The sequence below is a fragment of the Streptomyces sp. NPDC003456 genome, from assembly GCF_042878735.1.
GTDB lineage: Bacteria > Actinomycetota > Actinomycetes > Streptomycetales > Streptomycetaceae > Streptomyces.
Window position 1 is genome coordinate 269,250 of the sequence record NZ_JBIAOK010000001.1, and the last position, 17,451, is coordinate 286,700.

At 70.0% G+C, this 17,451-nt stretch carries 15 protein-coding genes; 3 read left to right on the top strand and 12 right to left on the bottom strand.

What is annotated here, in order from left to right:
* Window positions 1-48: 48 nt before the first annotated feature.
* The gene (locus ACFYWG_RS00885) at window positions 49-780 is read right to left on the bottom strand and encodes an SGNH/GDSL hydrolase family protein (protein WP_389198375.1); all 732 of its coding nucleotides are present in this window, start codon (window positions 778-780) and stop codon (window positions 49-51) included.
* A 391-nt stretch (window positions 781-1,171) separates the two neighbouring features.
* Here ACFYWG_RS00885 and ACFYWG_RS00890 point away from each other — a divergent pair, with 391 nt between their 5' ends.
* From ACFYWG_RS00890 to ACFYWG_RS00900, 3 genes are all read left to right on the top strand, one after another.
* On the top strand, window positions 1,172-1,609 hold the full coding sequence (locus ACFYWG_RS00890; protein WP_389198377.1) for a hypothetical protein: 438 nt from the start codon (window positions 1,172-1,174) through the stop codon (window positions 1,607-1,609).
* A complete protein-coding gene (locus ACFYWG_RS00895) occupies window positions 1,606-3,696 on the top strand; it encodes a hypothetical protein (protein WP_389198379.1) in 2,091 nt (696 codons plus the stop codon). Before ACFYWG_RS00890 ends, ACFYWG_RS00895 begins: the two co-directional genes overlap by 4 nt.
* 363 nt (window positions 3,697-4,059) lie before the next feature.
* Window positions 4,060-4,758: an SDR family oxidoreductase gene (locus tag ACFYWG_RS00900; RefSeq protein WP_389198381.1), complete on the top strand. Its 699-nt coding sequence runs from the start codon at window positions 4,060-4,062 to the stop codon at window positions 4,756-4,758.
* A gap of 104 nt (window positions 4,759-4,862) precedes the next feature.
* Here ACFYWG_RS00900 and ACFYWG_RS00905 read toward each other — a convergent pair whose 3' ends face one another.
* From ACFYWG_RS00905 to ACFYWG_RS00955, 11 genes are all read right to left on the bottom strand, one after another.
* Window positions 4,863-5,987: an alpha-hydroxy acid oxidase gene (locus ACFYWG_RS00905; RefSeq protein WP_389198383.1), complete on the bottom strand. Its 1,125-nt coding sequence runs from the start codon at window positions 5,985-5,987 to the stop codon at window positions 4,863-4,865.
* A gap of 20 nt (window positions 5,988-6,007) precedes the next feature.
* Entirely contained in the window at window positions 6,008-7,342 is a 1,335-nt protein-coding gene (locus tag ACFYWG_RS00910; protein WP_389198385.1) for a PLP-dependent aminotransferase family protein, read from the bottom strand.
* A gap of 3 nt (window positions 7,343-7,345) precedes the next feature.
* A complete protein-coding gene (locus tag ACFYWG_RS00915; protein WP_383503987.1) occupies window positions 7,346-8,254 on the bottom strand; it encodes a prephenate dehydrogenase in 909 nt (302 codons plus the stop codon).
* A complete protein-coding gene (locus ACFYWG_RS00920; RefSeq protein WP_383503988.1) occupies window positions 8,254-9,171 on the bottom strand; it encodes a phytanoyl-CoA dioxygenase family protein in 918 nt (305 codons plus the stop codon). Before ACFYWG_RS00920 ends, ACFYWG_RS00915 begins: the two co-directional genes overlap by 1 nt.
* A gap of 52 nt (window positions 9,172-9,223) precedes the next feature.
* Window positions 9,224-10,288 (bottom strand): 4-hydroxyphenylpyruvate dioxygenase, encoded by a 1,065-nt coding sequence (gene hppD, locus ACFYWG_RS00925; RefSeq protein ID WP_383503989.1) that lies wholly within the window; start codon window positions 10,286-10,288, stop codon window positions 9,224-9,226.
* 98 nt (window positions 10,289-10,386) lie between these two features.
* On the bottom strand, window positions 10,387-10,893 hold the full coding sequence (locus ACFYWG_RS00930; RefSeq protein WP_385415662.1) for a flavin reductase family protein: 507 nt from the start codon (window positions 10,891-10,893) through the stop codon (window positions 10,387-10,389).
* A 106-nt stretch (window positions 10,894-10,999) separates the two neighbouring features.
* A complete protein-coding gene (locus ACFYWG_RS00935; RefSeq protein ID WP_383503991.1) occupies window positions 11,000-12,244 on the bottom strand; it encodes an MFS transporter in 1,245 nt (414 codons plus the stop codon).
* Window positions 12,245-12,296: 52 nt separating this feature from the next.
* The gene (locus ACFYWG_RS00940) at window positions 12,297-13,541 is read right to left on the bottom strand and encodes an acetyl-CoA carboxylase biotin carboxylase subunit family protein (protein WP_383503992.1); all 1,245 of its coding nucleotides are present in this window, start codon (window positions 13,539-13,541) and stop codon (window positions 12,297-12,299) included.
* Window positions 13,542-13,543: 2 nt separating this feature from the next.
* Window positions 13,544-14,767: an ATP-grasp domain-containing protein gene (locus tag ACFYWG_RS00945; RefSeq protein WP_383503993.1), complete on the bottom strand. Its 1,224-nt coding sequence runs from the start codon at window positions 14,765-14,767 to the stop codon at window positions 13,544-13,546.
* Window positions 14,764-15,822 (bottom strand): LLM class flavin-dependent oxidoreductase, encoded by a 1,059-nt coding sequence (locus ACFYWG_RS00950; RefSeq protein ID WP_385415667.1) that lies wholly within the window; start codon window positions 15,820-15,822, stop codon window positions 14,764-14,766. Before ACFYWG_RS00950 ends, ACFYWG_RS00945 begins: the two co-directional genes overlap by 4 nt.
* Before the next feature lie 44 nt (window positions 15,823-15,866).
* Window positions 15,867-17,093, bottom strand: coding sequence for an ATP-grasp domain-containing protein (locus tag ACFYWG_RS00955; protein WP_389198390.1), 1,227 nt, complete (start codon window positions 17,091-17,093; stop codon window positions 15,867-15,869).
* Window positions 17,094-17,451 lie beyond the last annotated feature (358 nt).

Below are 17,451 nucleotides of genomic sequence, written 5' to 3' on the forward strand. Positions count from 1 at the left end.
CCTCCGGCTGGGGCCGGGGGCCGGTTCGCTGCGGGGTCGCCGGGGGGCTCAGCCCAGAGTGTTCAGCATCGCCTCTTCGACGTGGTCGGCGGCGTTGCGGTGGCCGAGGGCGTTGGGGTGGACGAAGGACAGCTGGTCGGGGAGGGTGACGAAGCCCTCGACCCACTTGCGGTCGTCGCAGACGCTGTGGGGCCTGGTGGAGTCGTACAGGTCGACGAAGTCGGCGGCGTCCTGGGTGCCGGTGGAGTCGCTGATGGCCTTGTCGAGCGGTTCCAGGACGTCATCCCGCAGCCAGTCGAGGTCGCCCTGGGTGATGGTGCCGAACTGGGTCAGGTCGCCGAAGCTGCAGCTGGAGGCGTCGCCCGGGATGATCGCGGGATAGCCGACGGCCAGGATCTTGGCGTGTGGGGCGCGCTCGTGGAGCACTTCGAGCATCCGGTCGTAGTCCTGGCGCACGGTCTTCAGCCGGGCGAGGATGCCGTCGCCCAGGGCGTCCTTGCACGGGGTGCCCTTGCCGCCGCTCTCGCCACCCAGCTGGGGGCACTCGGCCAGGATGCCGGCGAAGCCCAGGGTGTTCCCGCCCACGCCGACGGTGATGACGTCGGTGTCGGAGCTCACGGCCTCGGACTGGGGCGGCACCGCAGGGAAGGGGTAGTCGGGGTCCTCGGAGATGGGCGGCATGTGCCGGCCGATCGGGTCCTGGCGGGTGTCGGTGACGTTGTCGATGGTGGCGGCGCCGCAACTGACGTTGGTCAGTTCGAACGCTCGCAGCCGTCGCATGGGACTTCGAAGGCGTTGCCCGCGGCCCGGATGACGCCGGCGGTCTAGGAGTCGCCCAGGGCCACCCAATGCTTGTCCTCGACCGCGCACGAGACAGGAACGCATACCGATCGCCCGCCGGCTGCCGGATGACGCCGGTGTTCCGCTTGACTGTCCTGTTCTGGTCACCACCCTCGCTTCGGGCTTCGGCGCACGTCTGCGGAACGCTTCCGCTGTTCGTTCGCCCCCGCTACGGGTCTCCTTCGACCGTTCTTGCACTGCTGGCCGGCGATCCCGCAGCAGGTGCGTCCGGGAATCGGGAAAACCGTCTGGCTCGCCTGCGCGCAGCGCTAGGGTCCCTGTCCTGATTCAGGATGTTCAGGACGTGAAGGCTGGACTGGGGGGCTTGGCCATGCTTGACGAAGTGATGACGGCTGCCGCGGCGGCAGGGGGCGTCGCGGTGGTGGAGGCCGCCGGGTCGGACCTGTGGGTCTCGTTCCGCACACGGTGCGCCCGGCTCATCGGTCGCGGTGACCCGGACCGGGAAGATGGGGCGCTGGAGCGGCTGGACCGCACCGCGGCCGCGCTGGCGGCGAGCGCGGACGAGGAGGAGCGGGAGCGGCAGCGCGAGACGCAGGCAGAGTCGTGGCGCGCAGAGTTCGCCGCGCTGCTGGACAGTCTGGCGGCGGCGGAGCGGGAGGAGTTGATGACCGGGCTCGACGCGCTGCGGGCGCGCAGCGGGGGTGAGGAGACCGGCGGGGCGGTGTCCGGGAACACCTTCCACGGGCCGGTCGCCTTCCAGACAGGCGCGCACAGTACCCAGGAGATCCGCTTCGGGACGGCGGGATGAGCACATCCGGTGCCGGGCCGGACGGGGTGCACGGCAACACCTTCCACGGGCCGGTAGCCGTGCAGACCGGCGCCGGCAGCACGCAGAACGTTCATCACCATCACGGCTCCGAACCCCCGTCCCCACTGGACGCCTCGGCCGACGAACTGGCCCGCGCCGTGTGGACGCAGTGGCAGGAGGAGGCCGGTATGCGGCGGCTGCTGGAGCCGCCGCCGCTGCCGCCGCGCTGGCAGGTGACCGGCCGGAACCTGTCCGGCCCCGTCGGTGCGGCGACCGCCAAGGGCCGGTGGGCCCGGTTCGAGCCGCTGCCGGGCCTGGCGGCGGTGACCCCGGAGCAGTTGCGGGCCGGTGGCGGGGTGGACGAACTGCACGCTGTGTACGGCGGGTTGGCTTCGGGCCGGCTGCTTCTGGTGGGCGCGCCGGCGGTGGGCAAGACGGCCACCGCGGTGCTCCTGCTGCTGGCCGCGCTGCGCCACCGCGCCCGGCCGGATCTCAGTGCGAAGGAGCGGGCGCGCGTGCCGGTGCCGGTGCTGCTGACACTCGACGGCTGGGACCCGGCCCGGGAGAAGCCGACCGACTGGGCGGCGCAACGACTGTCCCGGGAGTACACGCTGTTCGCCGGGCGGGGCGGGCGCGGGCGGGCCCGGCACCTCCTGGAGTCGGGACGGGTGGCCCTGTTCCTGGACGGGCTCGACGAGGTGGCCGGCAACAAGCTGCGGGGCGCGATGGTGACCGCGCTGGCCCAGGCTCCGTGCCGGCTGGTGCTGGTCTCCCGGGCACTGGAGGCCGTGCTGACCGCGAAGAGGTGCGCCCGGCTGGGCAGCGCCGCGGCACTGGAGATCCGGCCCGTCGAGCCGGCCGAAGCCGCCACCTACCTGCTCGACCAGGTGGCAGACCCGGCGCCGGCCGCGTGGCGGGCCCTCACCGACCGGCTGCTGCACGCCCCGGACAGCGCGGTGGCCCGCGCTCTCGGCACGCCACTGACGGTCACCCTGGTACGCGACGTCTACGCCGACGACGGCCCGGTGGACGAACTCCTCGACAGCGCCCGCTTCGACACGTCCACCGAAGTCGAGAACCACCTGCTGGACCACGCCGTCACCGCCGCCTACACGCCACGGCCAGGCACCCCTGCCCCCCGCTGGTCCCCCGAGACGGCGGAGCGGACCCTGCGGTTCGTCGCGCGGCGCCTCACCGACGACGGGGAACGGGACCTGCGGTGGTGGCACATCACGGGGTGGGCCGCCGTCCGGCCCAGACGGCTCGCCATGTGGGCACTGGTCACCGTGGTGTGCGGGGTGCCCACCTTCGCCATGACGTGGCTCCTCTCCCCCACCCTGACCACCGTGCTGCTCGCGGTCCCGGGCGCACTCCTCGGCGGATGGGCTGCCGGCGACCGCTTCGCGGAACTCAGTGATCCGCAACCGTTGCAGAGTGCCGGCTGGCGGGACATCTTCACTCCGGGAGCGATCGTCTCGGGCATCGTGGAGTGGCTGGCCCTGGGCACCGCTGCGACACTGAGCGCCCCCCTGCTGCCGGGCGGCAATACGCCACCCGCGTGGCTGTGCTTCCTCACCACACTGCCGCTCGGCTACACCGGGGTGCTGGTGACGGGCCGCGGCCACCAGATCGTGGCGGGTGTGCCGTTCCTGTCCGTCGGAGCCGGCTCCTGGTACGACGACGTACGGGAGCACTACAACCGCCCACCCCTCCAGGACACCCGTTCGGTCGGCCCCAGGGATGTGTGGCGGCACCACCTCGGGTTACGGCTCGTCCTCGGCCTGTTGACCGGGGTCGCGGTGGGGCTGCTGGCCGGTCCTCTCGTGGCCTGGTTCCTGGGCGCCCCTCTGGGCGCGCTGGCCGCGTTCTCGGGTGCGCTGCTGACGGCGGTCATGGCCGGCCCGGTCTGCAACACGGCCGTCGCCACCGCCGCCACCGCTCTGCAGCTCTCCACCCGCGAGGGCACCCCGGTGCACCTGATGGCCTTCTTGGAGGACGCACGCCGCCGCAACCTGCTGCGGGCGACCGGCCCGGTGTACCAGTTCCGCCACGCCCGACTCCAGGAACGCCTGGCGCGACCCCGCTGAGCAGCCGGGGCGCGGGGCATCGACACGACCTCAGGGGCCGTGATGCTGGGACGCGTTGAGCGACGCGACCGCCGGGATTCGGACATGAGGGAACCGACCGCCCACTCCCTGATGGGGCACGCCCTGTCCCACGGGAACCGGGGCAAGGACCGCTGCGCGTGGAGCAGTTCGAAGGCGTGGGGCACACGACGCACACCACGGCATCGTGGCCGGTCAGCGACGGTGTACCGGCCCGGCGGGCCAACCTCTGGGTATAGTGCAGGCGTTCTGGAGCACCGGCGGCAGCCCTGAGTCGGTCGACCTCGCGCTCATCGACGTCGGCGCCCTCGAGGCCCCGGTGACCACATCACTGAGGAGACCGGCATGGAACCCGTCACGCTGATCACCGGTGGCTCGACCGGAATCGGCGCCGCCACCGCCAGCGCCCTGCTCGAGCAGGGCCATCACGTGGCCGTCACCGGACGTGACGCGGAGAAACTGGCCGCCTTCGCCGCTTCGGCCGGAGCGGGCGAGCGACTGCTGACGATCACCGGCGACGCCGCCGACGAGCACCACGTCGCGTCCGCCGTGCGCCACGTCGTGGACGCGTGGGGACGGCTGGACAACGTCATCGCCAACGCCGGCTTCTCGCTCCCCGGCAATCTGGAGAGCCACGCCCCCGAGGACATGCGCGCCATGGTCCTCACCAACGTCCTCGGCCCGGCCCTGCTCGTACGCGAGACCCTGCCGCACGTCAGGGAGTCCAAGGGCCGGATCGTGATCATCGGTTCGGTCGCCGGGGTGCGCAACACGCCCGGCAACCTGTACTCGGTCACCAAGTGGGCCGCGCACGCGCTGGCCGAGAACACCCGGCTGCTGGTCGGCAAGGACGGAGTCGGCGTGACCGTCATCGCCCCCGGTGTGGTGGACACCCCGTTCTGGGACAAGCGGGGCGGCACTCCCGAGGCGGCGCCGTCGATGACCCCCGAGCAGATCGCGCAGACGATCGTCTTCGCCCTCGACCAGCCCGCGGGCGTGGACATCAACCACATCACCATGCGGCCGGCCGGGCAGCTCGGCTGACAGCGCGCTTCCGGCAACCGTACGGAAAGGCCCCCTCGGTCCGCGCCGCGTCCTGTGCGGTGCGGGCCGAGGGAGCCTTTCGGCGTCCGTGTGGACGCGCGGCGTCAGGCGGAGACGTGGGCACATCCGGGAAGAACGACCCCGGACCGGTCGAAGCCGGCCACGGAGGGTGCCCCCATCAGGGCCATGACCTCCTCGAACTCACCCATGAGCAGCCTCAGTACGTCCGCGACGCCCTGCGCCCCGGAGTGGGCGAGCCCCCACAGGGCCGGGCGTCCGACCATCACCGCGTCCGCGCCCAGGCACAGGGCCTTGGCGATGTCGGCGCCGTGCCGGACACCGCCGTCGAGGACGACCGCGCACCGTCCGGAGACGGCGTCCACGATCTCGGCGAGAGCGTCGAGGGCGTTGCGGGAGAAGTCCAGCTGGCGGCCGCCGTGGTTGGAGACGACCAGCCCCGAGACGCCGTGCTTGACGGCCAGTTCGGCGTCCTCACCGGTGAGCACGCCTTTCAGCACCAGAGGCAAGGAGGTCACTTCGCGCAGCCAGGCGAGGTCCTCCCAGGTGATCGAGGCGTCGAACTGCTCCTTCGAGTGCCGGGCGATGGCCGACTCCCCGTCCCGGCCGCCGTGTGACGCGGCCATCACGTCGGGGTCCACATTGACCGCCCGGATGCCCGGGGGCACCGCGAACCCGTTGGCGGCGTCACGGGGACGGAACGCCACCCTGGGCGCGTCGACCGTGAGGACCAGCGCACGGTAACCGGCGGCCTCGGCGCGGCGGGTCAGGTCCACCAGAAGCTCGCGGCGCTTGAGCCAGTACAGCTGCAACCACAGCGGGCCGGTGGCCGCGGCGGCGATGTCCTCCAGCGTCCGGCTCGCGAACATGCTCACCGTGAACAGGGCGCCGGTCTCACCCGCCGCTCTCGCCGTCGCCACCTCCCCCTCCGGGTGGGCGAGTCGGTGGTACGCCATGGGGGCGATGCCCAGGGGGGCGGCGAGGTCCGTCCCGAGCAGCTCGGTGCGGGGGTCGCAGTGGGAGACGTCGACGAGACAGCGCGGCCGCAGCCGGATCCGGTCCAGAGCCTCCCGTCCGGCCGTCAGCATCGACTCGGTGCCGCTGCCGCCCTCGAAGAAGTCCCACACCGGCGGCGGCAGCCGCTCCTTGGCCGCTGCCTCGTACTCGCGCAACGCCAGCACCACATGTCCTCCGTTCGCCGTACTGGTCAAGGGGTGCGGGGCACCGGCCGTCAGGCGGTGGTGCCGGTGCTCCGCGCGGTGATGAAGGCGGCCAGTCTGGCCATGCCCTCGATGATGGCCTCCGGGTCCTGCGCGCTGCAGGACAGGCGCAGTTGGTGGGTGCCGCCGCCGTCCAGGTGGAAGTCGCTCATCGGAGTCCACAGCACACCGTAGGTGTGCGCGGACAGCTCCAGGGCCTTGTGGTCGGCGGCGAAGGGCACGCTGACGACGGTGAAGAAGCCGCCGTCCGGGCGGTTCCAGGAGATGCCGAGCTCGGCCCGGCGCTCCGCGGGGAAGTGCCGCTCCAGCTCGCCGAGGAGCAGGTCCATGTTCCTGCGGTAGTACGCGATGGCCCCGGCGTTCGCCTCGCGCAGTCTGCAGTCGCTCTCGATGAGCAGTCCGCCGATGACGGCCTGGCTGACGGCCGACGTGTTGACGGTGGTCATGCTTTTGATCTTGGACAGCTCGTCGGCGAGCAGCGAGCGCCGGCCGCCCGGGCCGATGACCTCCTGGTCGGCGATGACGTAGCCCACCCGGGCTCCGGGCAGCGCCGTCTTCGCGAAGGAACCGAGGTGCACCACGCGACGGCCCGTGTCGAGGGCCTTGAGCGTGGGGCGGGGCGAGCCCGTGCGTACGAAGAAGCCGTAGGGGTCGTCCTCCAGGACGAGCAGATCCTCCTCCTGGGCCGTCCGCAGCAGGCGCTCGCGGTCCGGGACGCTCATGCTGGTGCCGGACGGGTTGGCGAAGTCCGGAACGACGTAGAAGGCGCGAGGGCGTTCACCGGCTTCCCTGGCGGCGCGCACGGCCGCCCCCACGGCCTCCGGGTCAGGACCGGCGGGGCCCTCGGGCACGGGCCGCACGCGGATGCCCAGGAGCCGGGCCACACCGGTGATGCCCACGTAGCACGGTGAGCTGACCAGAAGCGTGTCCTCGGGAGCGGCGAACAGCGCCCGCAGGACGAGGAGCATGCCTTCCTGGCAGCCGGTCGTCACCACGACGGCTTCAGGGGGTACCTCGATGCCTTCGTCGTTGGCGACCGTCCGGGCGATCAGCTCGTGGATGATCCCGTTGGTGCGGCCGTACTGGAACAGCTGGGTCCGCACCCGGTCGGCCGACCAGCCCAGGGTGTCTTCCAGGTGGCTGATGTAGGTGCGCAGGTGGCGCGTGAGGTCATGGGGCTCGAAAGCGCCCTCCGTGGGCCGGCCGGGCGCGAAGGAGATGGCCTGGGGGAAGCGGCCGACGACCTCGTTGAGGAAATTCATGGCGTCGAGGACCGGGTCGCTGAGCGATCCGTGCAGCTCGTCGAGCGCCAGGCCCTGCGGGAGGGGCGGGGCTACTTGGGTCACCGCTCAGACTCCTCTCGGCGCGGCCGCGTAGGCCGTGCTCAGTGTGGGGGCCGTGGTGCGGGTGGGGATCCGGGCCCGGCCCTGTACACCGCGGACCAGGGCGGTGGTGAGCCGGTCCGTGTAGAGGCGCTGCTGTTCCGGCTCGTCGGCGGTGCCCAGGCCGTGCAGGGCGTCGACCACCTGGTGCAGATCCCGGGCGAAACCGGAGAGGACGTCGGCGACGGCCACGGCGTTGGAGCCGAGGATGTCCGTCCACAGGTCGGCACCGCCCGCGGCGAGGCGGGTGATGTCCTGCAGTCCCTGTCCGGCGAGCCCCAGCTGGGACGGCTCCCCGCGCAGCAACTGCCCCGCTATCAGGCTCGACACCAGGTGCGGGGCGTGCGAGGTGAGCGCCACCGCGCGGTCGTGCTCGGCGTGGGCCATCACGACGGGCCGGCCGCCGCACAACTCGGCCAGGCTCCGGGCGCGTTCGACGGTCTGCGCCCGGGTGTGCACGGAGGGTGTGAGCACCCAGGGCCGTCCGTGGAACAGATCGTCGCGGGCGGCGAGCGGGCCCGACTGCTCCCGGCCGCCCATGGGGTGCCCGCCGACGAAGCGGGTCAGGTCGCAGCCGGCCTGGTCCGCTTCCCGCTGGGGCAGTTCCTTGATGCTGGCGGCGTCCGTGAAGTCGTGCGCCAGCTGACCCAGTTGGTGTTCCTTCAGGGCTGCTGCGACGTACCGCGGAGGTACCGCGATGATCGCCAGATCGACCGGTCCTCGCGGTGTCGCCGCGATTCCGGCCCCGAGGTCCTCGGCGGTGCGCGCCGTCTCCGGGTTCGCGTCGATCAGGTAGGTGGTCACGCCCCGGCCCCGAAGGGCCAGGGCGATCGAGGTACCGATCAGGCCCGTTCCGACCACTGCGGCACTGCGCATCAATGGTGGCTCCACAGCAGGGGCAGGTACTCGGGGTCGCTGTAGTCGGGAGTGCCCTCGGCGGTACGCCGCACGAGCGCGTCGTGGTTGTAGTGGACCTGCGTGCCGTCCGAGCGGAAGAAGTCGCGGTAGCGGTTCTCGCCGTCCTGGAGGTGGAAGGAGATCGCGCGGCGCGGGCGGTCGCTGACGTTCGCACCGCTGCCGTGGTAGGTGCGGCAGTGGTGGAAGTTGACGTGGCCCTTGGGGATGAAGACGGGGATCTTCTTGACCTCGACGCCGTTGAAGGCCGCGTTGTCCTCCAGCATCTGGTCCAGCTCGGAGCGGTCGCGCTCGGCGAAGTGCAGGGAGGTGGTGTCGTTGTCGGCCGTCTCCTTCCACAGGTGGCTGCCGTCGACCATCGTGATGGTGCCCATCTCCTCACCGCAGTCGTGGAAGGGGATGAACGCGGTCAGCATCCGCTCGGAGGTCGAGGTGGACCAGTAGTGGCGGTCGAAGTGCCAGGGCACGATGTTCGACTGCTCCTGCGCCACCGGCGGCTTGTAGATGAGCGTCGACTGGAAGACACGTATCTGCTCGGCCTCGGCCAGGCGCGCGGCGACGGCGCCCAGCAGCGGCTTGCGCAGGATGCGGCCAATGGTGTCGTCCTCGTAGTGGATGTAGTCGTTGTGCCGCTGGACATCGCCCTTGTCCGGCTCCCAGTAGGCCAGCTTGGGCGGGCGCACCGGCAGCGTGCGGTCGCGGTGGCCGGCGTAGAAGCGCTCGCTGGCGGCCTCCAGCTGCTCGATCTCGTCGTCGGTGAACAGCTTCTTCGACAGGTACCAGCCGTGCTCGGCGTAGAAGACGACGTCCTCGTCGGTCGGGAGCAGCGCGCGCTCCTCGTCGGTAAGGGTGAAGTTCCGGGTGTCCTCGATGGTCATGTGCTTCCTAACAGGTACGTGGTTCGGTGCAGGGACGGCGCGCTGAGCCGGGTCAGGAGACGGCCTTCTCGCGGGCGACCGCCTCGTAGAGCGCCTTGATGTTGCCGCTGCCGAAGGTGCGGGCGCCGTGCCGGTCGATGACCTCCCAGAAGTACGTCTTCCGTACGTGCTGGGACTGGGTGAAGATCTGGAACACCTGGCCCCAGTGGTCCTCGTCGATCAGGACGTTGGTCCGGCGCAGGTCCTCGACCTGAAGGTTCGAGCGCTCGAAGCGCTCCTGGAGCTGTTCGTAGTAGGAACCCGGTGTCTGCAGGAAGTTGACGCCCCGCTTCTCCAGGGTCTGCACGGTGCCCACGATGTCGTCGCAGAGCAGCGCCAGATGCTGCACGCCGGCACCGCCGTGGCGGGCCAGGAAGGTGTCGATCTGGCCGGGCTCGCGGTCGGTGACCGGCTCGATCAGGGTGAAGGTCACTTTGCCGGACGGGCTCTGGACGACCTTGGAGTCCATGGCCTGGGTGCCGACCTCGATGAACTCCTCGAAGATCTGCGAGAAGCCGAAGACCTTCTCGTAGAACTCGACCGTCGGGCGCAGCCGGCCGGCGGGCAGGCAGATCGCCGCGTGGTCCACGGTGCTGAGCAGCTCCTCGCCCGCCTCGGGGTCGGCGGCGATCATGTCCATCACGCCGGGCAGGAACTGCTCGCGGTCGCCGGTGCGCTGAACGAACCGGTGGGTCACGTCGCCGAAGCCCAGAACCGCGGCGGTGACCACCTCGGTGCCGTCCTTGCTGTGGACGGTGGGCTGTTCGACGGCGGTGGCGCCCCGCTCGACGGCCAGCTCGAAGGCCTTGGCGGCGTCGCTGACCTCGAATGCGATGTTGGCGACACCGTCACCGTGCTGCATCACGTAGGACGCGGCCGGGTGGGAGGGGTTGAGGGCGGAGGTGAGGACCACCTCGATGCCGCCCTGGCGCAGCAGCAGCGAGCGGTGGTCGGCCTGCCCGGTCTCGGGACCGGCCTGGCCGCAAATGCGGAAGCCGAAAGCGGTGCAGAGGTAGAACGCGGACTGCTGGGCATCTCCGACGTAGAACTCGACGTGGTCCACGGCCCCGATATCCATGCAAAATCCTTCCGTTTCCTGCTTTGAGCAGGAGAAAGTCGAGATGTTTTCGGGAGTAGCTGGCGGGCGAACCGAGTCATTCGGTCCCGAATATCACTCTAGAGAGTGGAGAACTCGTTCAGCGGCGACCAGACACCGTAGTCGCCCCGACGGTAGAGAAGTGGCTCACGGGGGAAGACGGCAGCACCTTCCACCCGGCCAATGACAAGCCAATGGTCGCTCACTTCGATCGCATTTTCAACCCTGCATTCTGCAAGACCGAGTGCGACATCGAAAAGCAGCGGCGCACCTTCGGAAATGGTCGAGGGGCGCCATTCAACGTGCGCGAACTTGTCCGTGGCCTTGCTCGCGAAGACCTTCGAGGCCTCGCGCCCGGACGAGGAGAGGAAGTTCACCGCGAACGCCTGCGACGAGAGGATCGCCGGCAGGGTGCGGGACTCCTTGCCGATGGAGACCAGCAGCGTCGACGCCGCAGCCGACACGGAGCAGACGGCGTTGCTGGTGAAACCGTACGGCTCACCCTTTCCGTCCGTCGCCGTCACGATCGCGATCGGGGTCGGGAACGAGCCGAAGAGTTCACTGAAGCGTGCCAAACCGACGTCCATCAAGTCCCTTCGCGGAACAGCTCGTGAAGATTTTCGGGCAGGCCGAAGAAACCAACGGCCCATGGTGGTGTTGTTTGTAGGAGCCGCCGCTCCTTATCGGTGGCGGCTATTCCACGGTCGCGGGCACGAGAGTCGCCTCACGCGCGGCGATCGCCCGGCCGAAAGCCCGGATCGTCAGCGGCAGAATGAACGCACCGAAAGCGGTGAGCGCCACGGCCAGTATCAGGACGAGTTTTTGCGGTCCCAGGCCGGAACCGGAGCCGGCCACCAGAAGTCCCGCGAGGGGCATGGCCAGCATGTTGAGCAGATAGAACGGCCCCATCACCTTTCCGAGGTGTTCCTGGGGCAGGACCTGGATGCGCTGCGTGCGGTTGAAGACGTTGAAATACGTCACTCCGACCATGGCCGCCACGAACGCCGGTCCGTACAGCAGCATGGAGGAGGCGAAGCCGATGAGCAGCAGACAGGAGCAGAGCAGGGCGAGGCCGAAGATCCCGAGCATCCGCACGTCGACGTACCGGAGCAGGAGCGGGATGGCCAGGAGGTTCACGATGCCCAGTACGCCGATACAGATGTTCAGCAGGGCGAACGACGACTCCGGGGCGCCGAACACACCCGTGACGAGTGCGGCGTTGGCGGCGAGCACCACGGCGAAGACCAGGTTGATCGAGAAGTTGAGCGAGGCCAGCAGGACCAGCGGCCTGCTGCGGACCAGCAGGGACCAGCCCAGCCGGAGTTCGGCGACGATCTCCGCGGCTCCGCCGGTGCTGGGGGTGCGCGGCCCGCGCGGCAGCGGCAGCCAGCAGGCAGCGGCGACGGCGAAGACCGCCGCGGCGGCGCCGAGCAGCCAGACCTTGTCGATGAAGGCCGCGCCCAGCATCGCCAGGGCGGGGCCGACGGCCATCGCCGAGACCTCCATGCTCTGCACCAGGCCCTGGATCTTGGCCAGTTCGGTGTCCTTCGCCAGCTGAGGGACGACCTTCTCCACGGACATGCGCACCGGCGCCATCAGAACGGAGAGCAGGGGCGCGGCCGTCATCAGGATGGGCGTCAGCAGTGAGGGCGCGGCCAGGCAGCCGACGAGGGCGCCGCAGAGGACGACGGCCCGGCTGGTCGTGACGACGGAGAACAGCCGCGCCCCGCCGTCACGGTCGGCGAGGAGGCCGGCGAAGGGGTAGGCGAGGAGGGCCGGGAGCCACTCGATCGCGTAGGCGAGGCCGAGGGCCGACACCTCCTTGGTGTCCTGGAAGATGAGCAGCGGGAGGGCGAACAGCACCATTTGCTCGGCAACGACGCTGAGCAGCACACCGCCGGCGAAGAGCCGCTGGTGCAGCTTGGATCGTGTGGTCATAAGCTCGTTCCATCCTTTGTGCTCGGCCGGGATCGGCCCGGCGCGAGGCCCCTCACCGCGTCACCGGAACGGTCTCGATGTGGAATCCGGCGATGATCTTCCGGATGTCCTCCTCGACGGCGGCTTCGTCGCCGGTGAAGATGAACCGCCCGCTGTGCACCGCGTCGTAGCTGCCGCCGGGCTCCATCACCTCGCCCGGTGCGGGCACCAACTCCCGCCAGATCGTGGCGAAGCTGTCCCGCATGGAGGTCACCGAGACGACCTCGGCCGGCAGTCCGGCGGGCTTCGGGATGATCAGCCAGCCGCCGGACGGGTCGCCCGTCTGCGGCGGGACCGTCGCCCGGCCCTCGCACAGGGCATCCAGCCAGAGCTCGAAGAGGTTGACCCCGAAGAGCTTGTCCATGAGGTACGGCACCTCGGCCCCGCCGATGCGGCCCGCGATCTCCAGGAACACCAGGTCCCCGTCGGGCGTGACGAAGAGTTCCAGGTGGAACGGCATGGAGGTCATGCCCAGACCCGACACGCAGCGCCGGGCGAAGTCGTGCACACGGCTGCGCAGCGGGGAGTCCTGGACGACGACCGAACCGAGGGGCTGCCCGCCGGCCTCGAAGGCCAGACAGTCGTTGATGTAGCGGGACACCGCCATGAACGGGATACCCGCGTCCTCGTCCGCGAAGCCGTCGACGTGGTAGATCGCGCCTTCGACGAACTCCTCCAGCTCGTAGTCGCCGAGGTCGACCTCCGACAGCAGCGCGGTGAGCGCGGCCTCGTCCTCGACCCGGTGCACGCCCATGCTCGCGGCTCCCGACACCGGCTTGAGGATCAGCGGGTACCCCGTGGCGCGGGCGAACTCCAGTGCGGTCTCGGCGCTCTCACAGGCGTCGAAGCGGGGCACGCGGACGCCCGCCTCGGCGACGAGCTCCTTCATCCGCAGCTTGTTCCGGTAGGACGCGACGTCTTCCGGGCGGGGCCCGGGGATGTCGAGTGCCTCGCGGACCTCGGCCGCGATACCGAGGGTGAACTCGGAGACGGCGATCAGCCGGTCGACCGGGCCGACCTCGTCCGCGACCTTGCGGACGGCGTCGCGCAGCGCCTCGAAGTCGTTGACGTCCTCGATGCGGACCATGCTCGCGATCCGCTCGGGGGCGGCGAGGACGCCGGTGGCGCCGACCGCGTCGACGACGTAGCTGACGTGATGCCGCTCGTGGTCGATGAGGTCCTCGAAGCGGCCCATCGAGAAGTCCCAGCGCGGCCCTTGCGTGAACCGCGGCCAGCGGTTGACGACGACGATATGCATGGTCACTCCTCCGTCGCCACGGGAACCGTCTTGATCGACAGGGTTCGCCGGACGAACTCGATGGCTTCTTCCAGTTCCTCGCGCGAGTCCGCGGCGAGCACCGCGTACCCGGTGCGCTGCAGGGAGGACGAGGTCCGCTGGACGGTGTCGCCGGTCTTCACCTTGGCGGTGGCGTCCACGACGGCGGGGTGCGCGCGGACCTCGTCGAGACCGTCGACGGCGATCACCTCGCCGGGGTCGGAGACCACGAAGAGGCTGGCCGAGAACTTCACCGGGCCCTCGGGCGGCGGCGGCAGCTCGTCACCGACGACGAGCCGCAGCACCAGCTCGAACCAGTCCATCCCGTACGCCAGGGAGCACAGTTCCATGATGTAGTCGCCGGGTGTGCGGACCGCGACCTCCATCACCGAGGGGCCGGTGCTCGTCATCCGGAACTCCAGGTGCACGATGCCGGTGCGCATCCCGATGGCGGCGATGACGGACCGCCCCAGTTCGGCGACCTGCTGGGCCTCGGCGGGCGGCAGGGACACCGCCGCCCGGTGCTCCAGTTCGACGAAGTTGGGGGCGCCCGTGGTGGTCTTGGCGGTCAGGTTCGCGAACCAGACCTCGCCGTCGCGGACCAGGGCCTCCCAGCTGTATTCGGGGCCCTCGGCGGCGGTCTCCACCAGCAGCGGCCGCTCCGAGGCACGTCGTGACGCGGCGGCGTCGAAGGCGGCGGCGTCGGCGACGAGTTCGACGCCGTCGCTGCCGGCCGACGACAGCGGTTTGATCACCACGGGGAGGCGGGCTTTGGCCCACTCGGCCGCCTCGGCCAGATCGTTGGTGAGGAGGTAGTCGGGCTGGCCGATCCCGTGGGCGCGGAAGCGCCCGCGCTGCAGTGCCTTGTTCCGCGAGACCACGGCCGCCCCCAGGGACGGTCCGGGCAGTCCGTGGGTCTCCTGGGCCAGCGCGGCGCCCAGGACGTGGCACTCGGTGAATCCGAAGATCCCGGCCGGGCGGCTGCGCAGGGCGGCCGCGTGGGCGGTCTCCGCCCACAGCTCGTCCAGCGAGCCGTACTGGCCCTGGCTCGCCTCGACGGCGTCGACCAGGCCCTCGATGCCGGCGGCCCAGTCCTGGGACTCGATACCGCGGACCCGCAGTCCCAACCGGCGGGCGGCCGCCACGTACGGGCGGCCCATGATCCCGACGCCGACGAGCAGCAGTTCGCGCTCTTCCCGCCCGCTCATGCCTGCTGCTCCTCGAGCTGACGGATCAGGGGAGCGACGTGGGTGAAGAAGTTCCGCATCTCGTCACGGGTCGGCCAGCCGGAGAAGATGAACTCGCTGATGCCCGCGGCCTTGTAGCTGTGGATGTAGCGGGCGACTTCCTCGTGGCTGCCGACGATGCACAGCGCCGGACCGCCGCGGTAGGCAACGGCCCCGGTCCAGATGTAGGGCGAGAGCCACTCGTCCTCGGCGCTTTCCGCGAGCTGGTACGAGGACTTCACCGCCTCGGAGTCGGTGGTGTTCACCCACTGGCGGATCCACGCCGTGTGGTCCTCGTCCGGGTTGCGCATGAGGTTGGCGAGCTCCGCGATCGCCTCCTCACGCGTGTCGCGGGACAGCACGTGCATACGGGTGCCCACGCGGCGGCCGGCGTCGAGGAGCGGCTTGCTCGCCCGGGCCATGCCCTCGGGGGTGTCGCCGTAGCGCAGCCAGCAGTCGCCGGAGGCGATCGCCGTCTGCTGGGCGACGGCGGAGGCGCCGCTGATGTAGATCTCCGGGCGTCCGCCGTCCTTGTGGCCGAGGCCGAGCGAGGCGTCCTTGAGTGTGTAGTGCTGCCCGTCGTAGCTCATGGGCGACTCGCCCTCCCAGAGGCCGCGGATGACCTCGAGGAACTCGTTGCACCGGGCGTAGCGCTCGTCGTGGCTGAGGAAATCGCCGTAACCGGCCTGCTCCGCCGGGGAGATGCCGGAGACGATGTTGAGGGACATGCGCCCGTCCGTCATCCAGGACAGGGTGTTGACGACCTGCGCGAACAGGGTCGGTGACATCAGGCCGGGGCGGTAGGCCAGCATGAACTTGACGCGGTCCGTGACCTGCGAGAGGGCGCCGAGCACCGGCAGCGGGTCGGGCAGGTAGTTGGAGATGCCGAACAGCAGGCTGTCGACGCCGAGTTCTTCGGCTTCCTGGACGAAGTCCCTGACCTCGCCCATGTCCAGCTTGCCGATCTTGTACGTGTCCGTGGGCGTGGCCTGTCCCGTGTCGGGCGGCGAGCACCAGTGGAGGCGAAGGGGTTCCATCGTGTCTTTCCTTCGGTTGTGGGGCACCGGGCGGCGTGGACGGTTCAGGCGCCGAGCACGCGGACGCGCTCGCCGATCTCGGACCAGCGCTCGTGGGCCTCTTCGGGGGAGTCGGCGGTGAAGACGACGGCGGCGATCCGGCAGCTGTAGTCGGCCTCGTCCGTCTTGATGCCGGCGCCCGGCTCGACGAGGACGTGGCTCGCCACCACCCAGGGTTCGGCGGCGAGTTCGCTCCATCCGTCGAGCCGGGTGTACGAGCCCGCGCCGTTGGCCGTCAGGAAGCGGATGCCGGCCGCCTTGGCGACGGGTTCGCTGTACGCCCCCGAGCTCTCCGGGTCGGCGCCGGTGATGTCCGCGAGGACCTTGCCCGGCAGCTTGAGGCCGGTGGCCATTTCCATCAGCTCGGTGATCTTGTCACCGGGCAGCCGCGCGGCCACCTCCATGAGGACCGGGCGGCCGTCGTGGAGGCGCAGTTCGCAGTGGAACGGGCCGGTCGTGATGCCCACGGCCTCGACGACCCGTGTGGCGTACGCCGCCAGTTCGTGGCGCGTGGCCTCGTCCAGCGGGGCGGGCGTGAGGTGCCCGAGTTCCAGGAACCGGGGCTCGGGGCCGAGCAGCTTCCGGGTCACCGCCACGACGGCCACTTCCCCGTCGCGCACATATCCGTCGGCGCTGTACTCCATACCGGGGACGTATTGCTCGATGATCGCGTCGCGGGTGAGCTCGCGGTCGAATTCGAGGCCTTCTTCGGCGTGCATCGCGGCCAGTGCCGCGCGCGCCTCCTCGAGGCTGTCGACACGCGAGACGTGCACGCTGCCGCCGGAATCGACGGGCTTGATGACCGCGGGGAAGCCGACGTGTGCACAGGCTTCTTCGAGGTCGGCGGGTGCGCTCACGACCACGAACTTCGGCACTTCCAGGCCGGCCTCGGCCACTGCTTGGCGCATTTTCCCCTTGTGCCGGACCTGGTCGACGGCTGTGGGGGTGAGGGCAGGAAGCCCGAGACGCGCCGATAATTGCGCGGCACCGGGAACGTAGTATTCCCCTCCGGCCACCACGGCATGAATCGGATTTCGCTCATGGGATTCAACGACAGCGGCCTCGAGGGCAGTTCTGTCATTGGTGTTCACCGTGATTATCTCGGTGGCGAGCGAGCGTACCGCGTCGGCGATCAAGCGGCCCCCCTTCTCGTAGGAGGCGACGACGACATCCCAGCCTAAGGAGTGGGCATGTGCGACGTAGGCGTTCGCCGAGAACGCAGGCTGCACCACTAGGACACGATAAGACACAGAAGTTCCTCGAAATTCGCTCTGAGGTCGGCGACGGTTCATCTGGAGAACACTCGGACTGCGTCACGGCATGGTGAACCGGGCCACCGGGCCGTGGCATGAGTGATGCCAGGAGCCGCGATAGGCCGTGAACGCACAGTGGTCAGTAGAAGTTGACAGCTAAACTTGACGCGGGATCCGCGAGTCAGTCAGCCGTGACATCACCTCGGGCAGGGCCCATCAGGCACAACACATCCCGAGATGGAAAGAACAACACACAAGCAGCCGCCCCCCGCGTAACCACCAGTCGAAAAATCTCCCCCGCAATGATCAAGATTCTAGGCGGCGGTGCGGTTCGGGG

Bases quoted from the DNA above. Each gene is read 5' to 3' on its own strand.
- ACFYWG_RS00915 (WP_383503987.1), bottom strand. From the start codon at position 8,254: ATGCGCAGTGCCGCAGTGGTCGGAACGGGCCTGATCGGTACCTCGATC.
- hppD (WP_383503989.1), bottom strand. From the start codon at position 10,288: ATGGATATCGGGGCCGTGGACCACGTCGAGTTCTACGTCGGAGATGCC.
- ACFYWG_RS00945 (WP_383503993.1), bottom strand. From the start codon at position 14,767: ATGAGCGGGCGGGAAGAGCGCGAACTGCTGCTCGTCGGCGTCGGGATC.
- ACFYWG_RS00885 (WP_389198375.1), bottom strand. From the start codon at position 780: ATGCGACGGCTGCGAGCGTTCGAACTGACCAACGTCAGTTGCGGCGCC.
- ACFYWG_RS00950 (WP_385415667.1), bottom strand. From the start codon at position 15,822: ATGGAACCCCTTCGCCTCCACTGGTGCTCGCCGCCCGACACGGGACAG.
- ACFYWG_RS00920 (WP_383503988.1), bottom strand. From the start codon at position 9,171: ATGACCATCGAGGACACCCGGAACTTCACCCTTACCGACGAGGAGCGC.
- ACFYWG_RS00940 (WP_383503992.1), bottom strand. From the start codon at position 13,541: ATGCATATCGTCGTCGTCAACCGCTGGCCGCGGTTCACGCAAGGGCCG.
- ACFYWG_RS00900 (WP_389198381.1), top strand. From the start codon at position 4,060: ATGGAACCCGTCACGCTGATCACCGGTGGCTCGACCGGAATCGGCGCC.
- ACFYWG_RS00890 (WP_389198377.1), top strand. From the start codon at position 1,172: ATGCTTGACGAAGTGATGACGGCTGCCGCGGCGGCAGGGGGCGTCGCG.
- ACFYWG_RS00930 (WP_385415662.1), bottom strand. From the start codon at position 10,893: ATGGACGTCGGTTTGGCACGCTTCAGTGAACTCTTCGGCTCGTTCCCG.
- ACFYWG_RS00895 (WP_389198379.1), top strand. From the start codon at position 1,606: ATGAGCACATCCGGTGCCGGGCCGGACGGGGTGCACGGCAACACCTTC.
- ACFYWG_RS00935 (WP_383503991.1), bottom strand. From the start codon at position 12,244: ATGACCACACGATCCAAGCTGCACCAGCGGCTCTTCGCCGGCGGTGTG.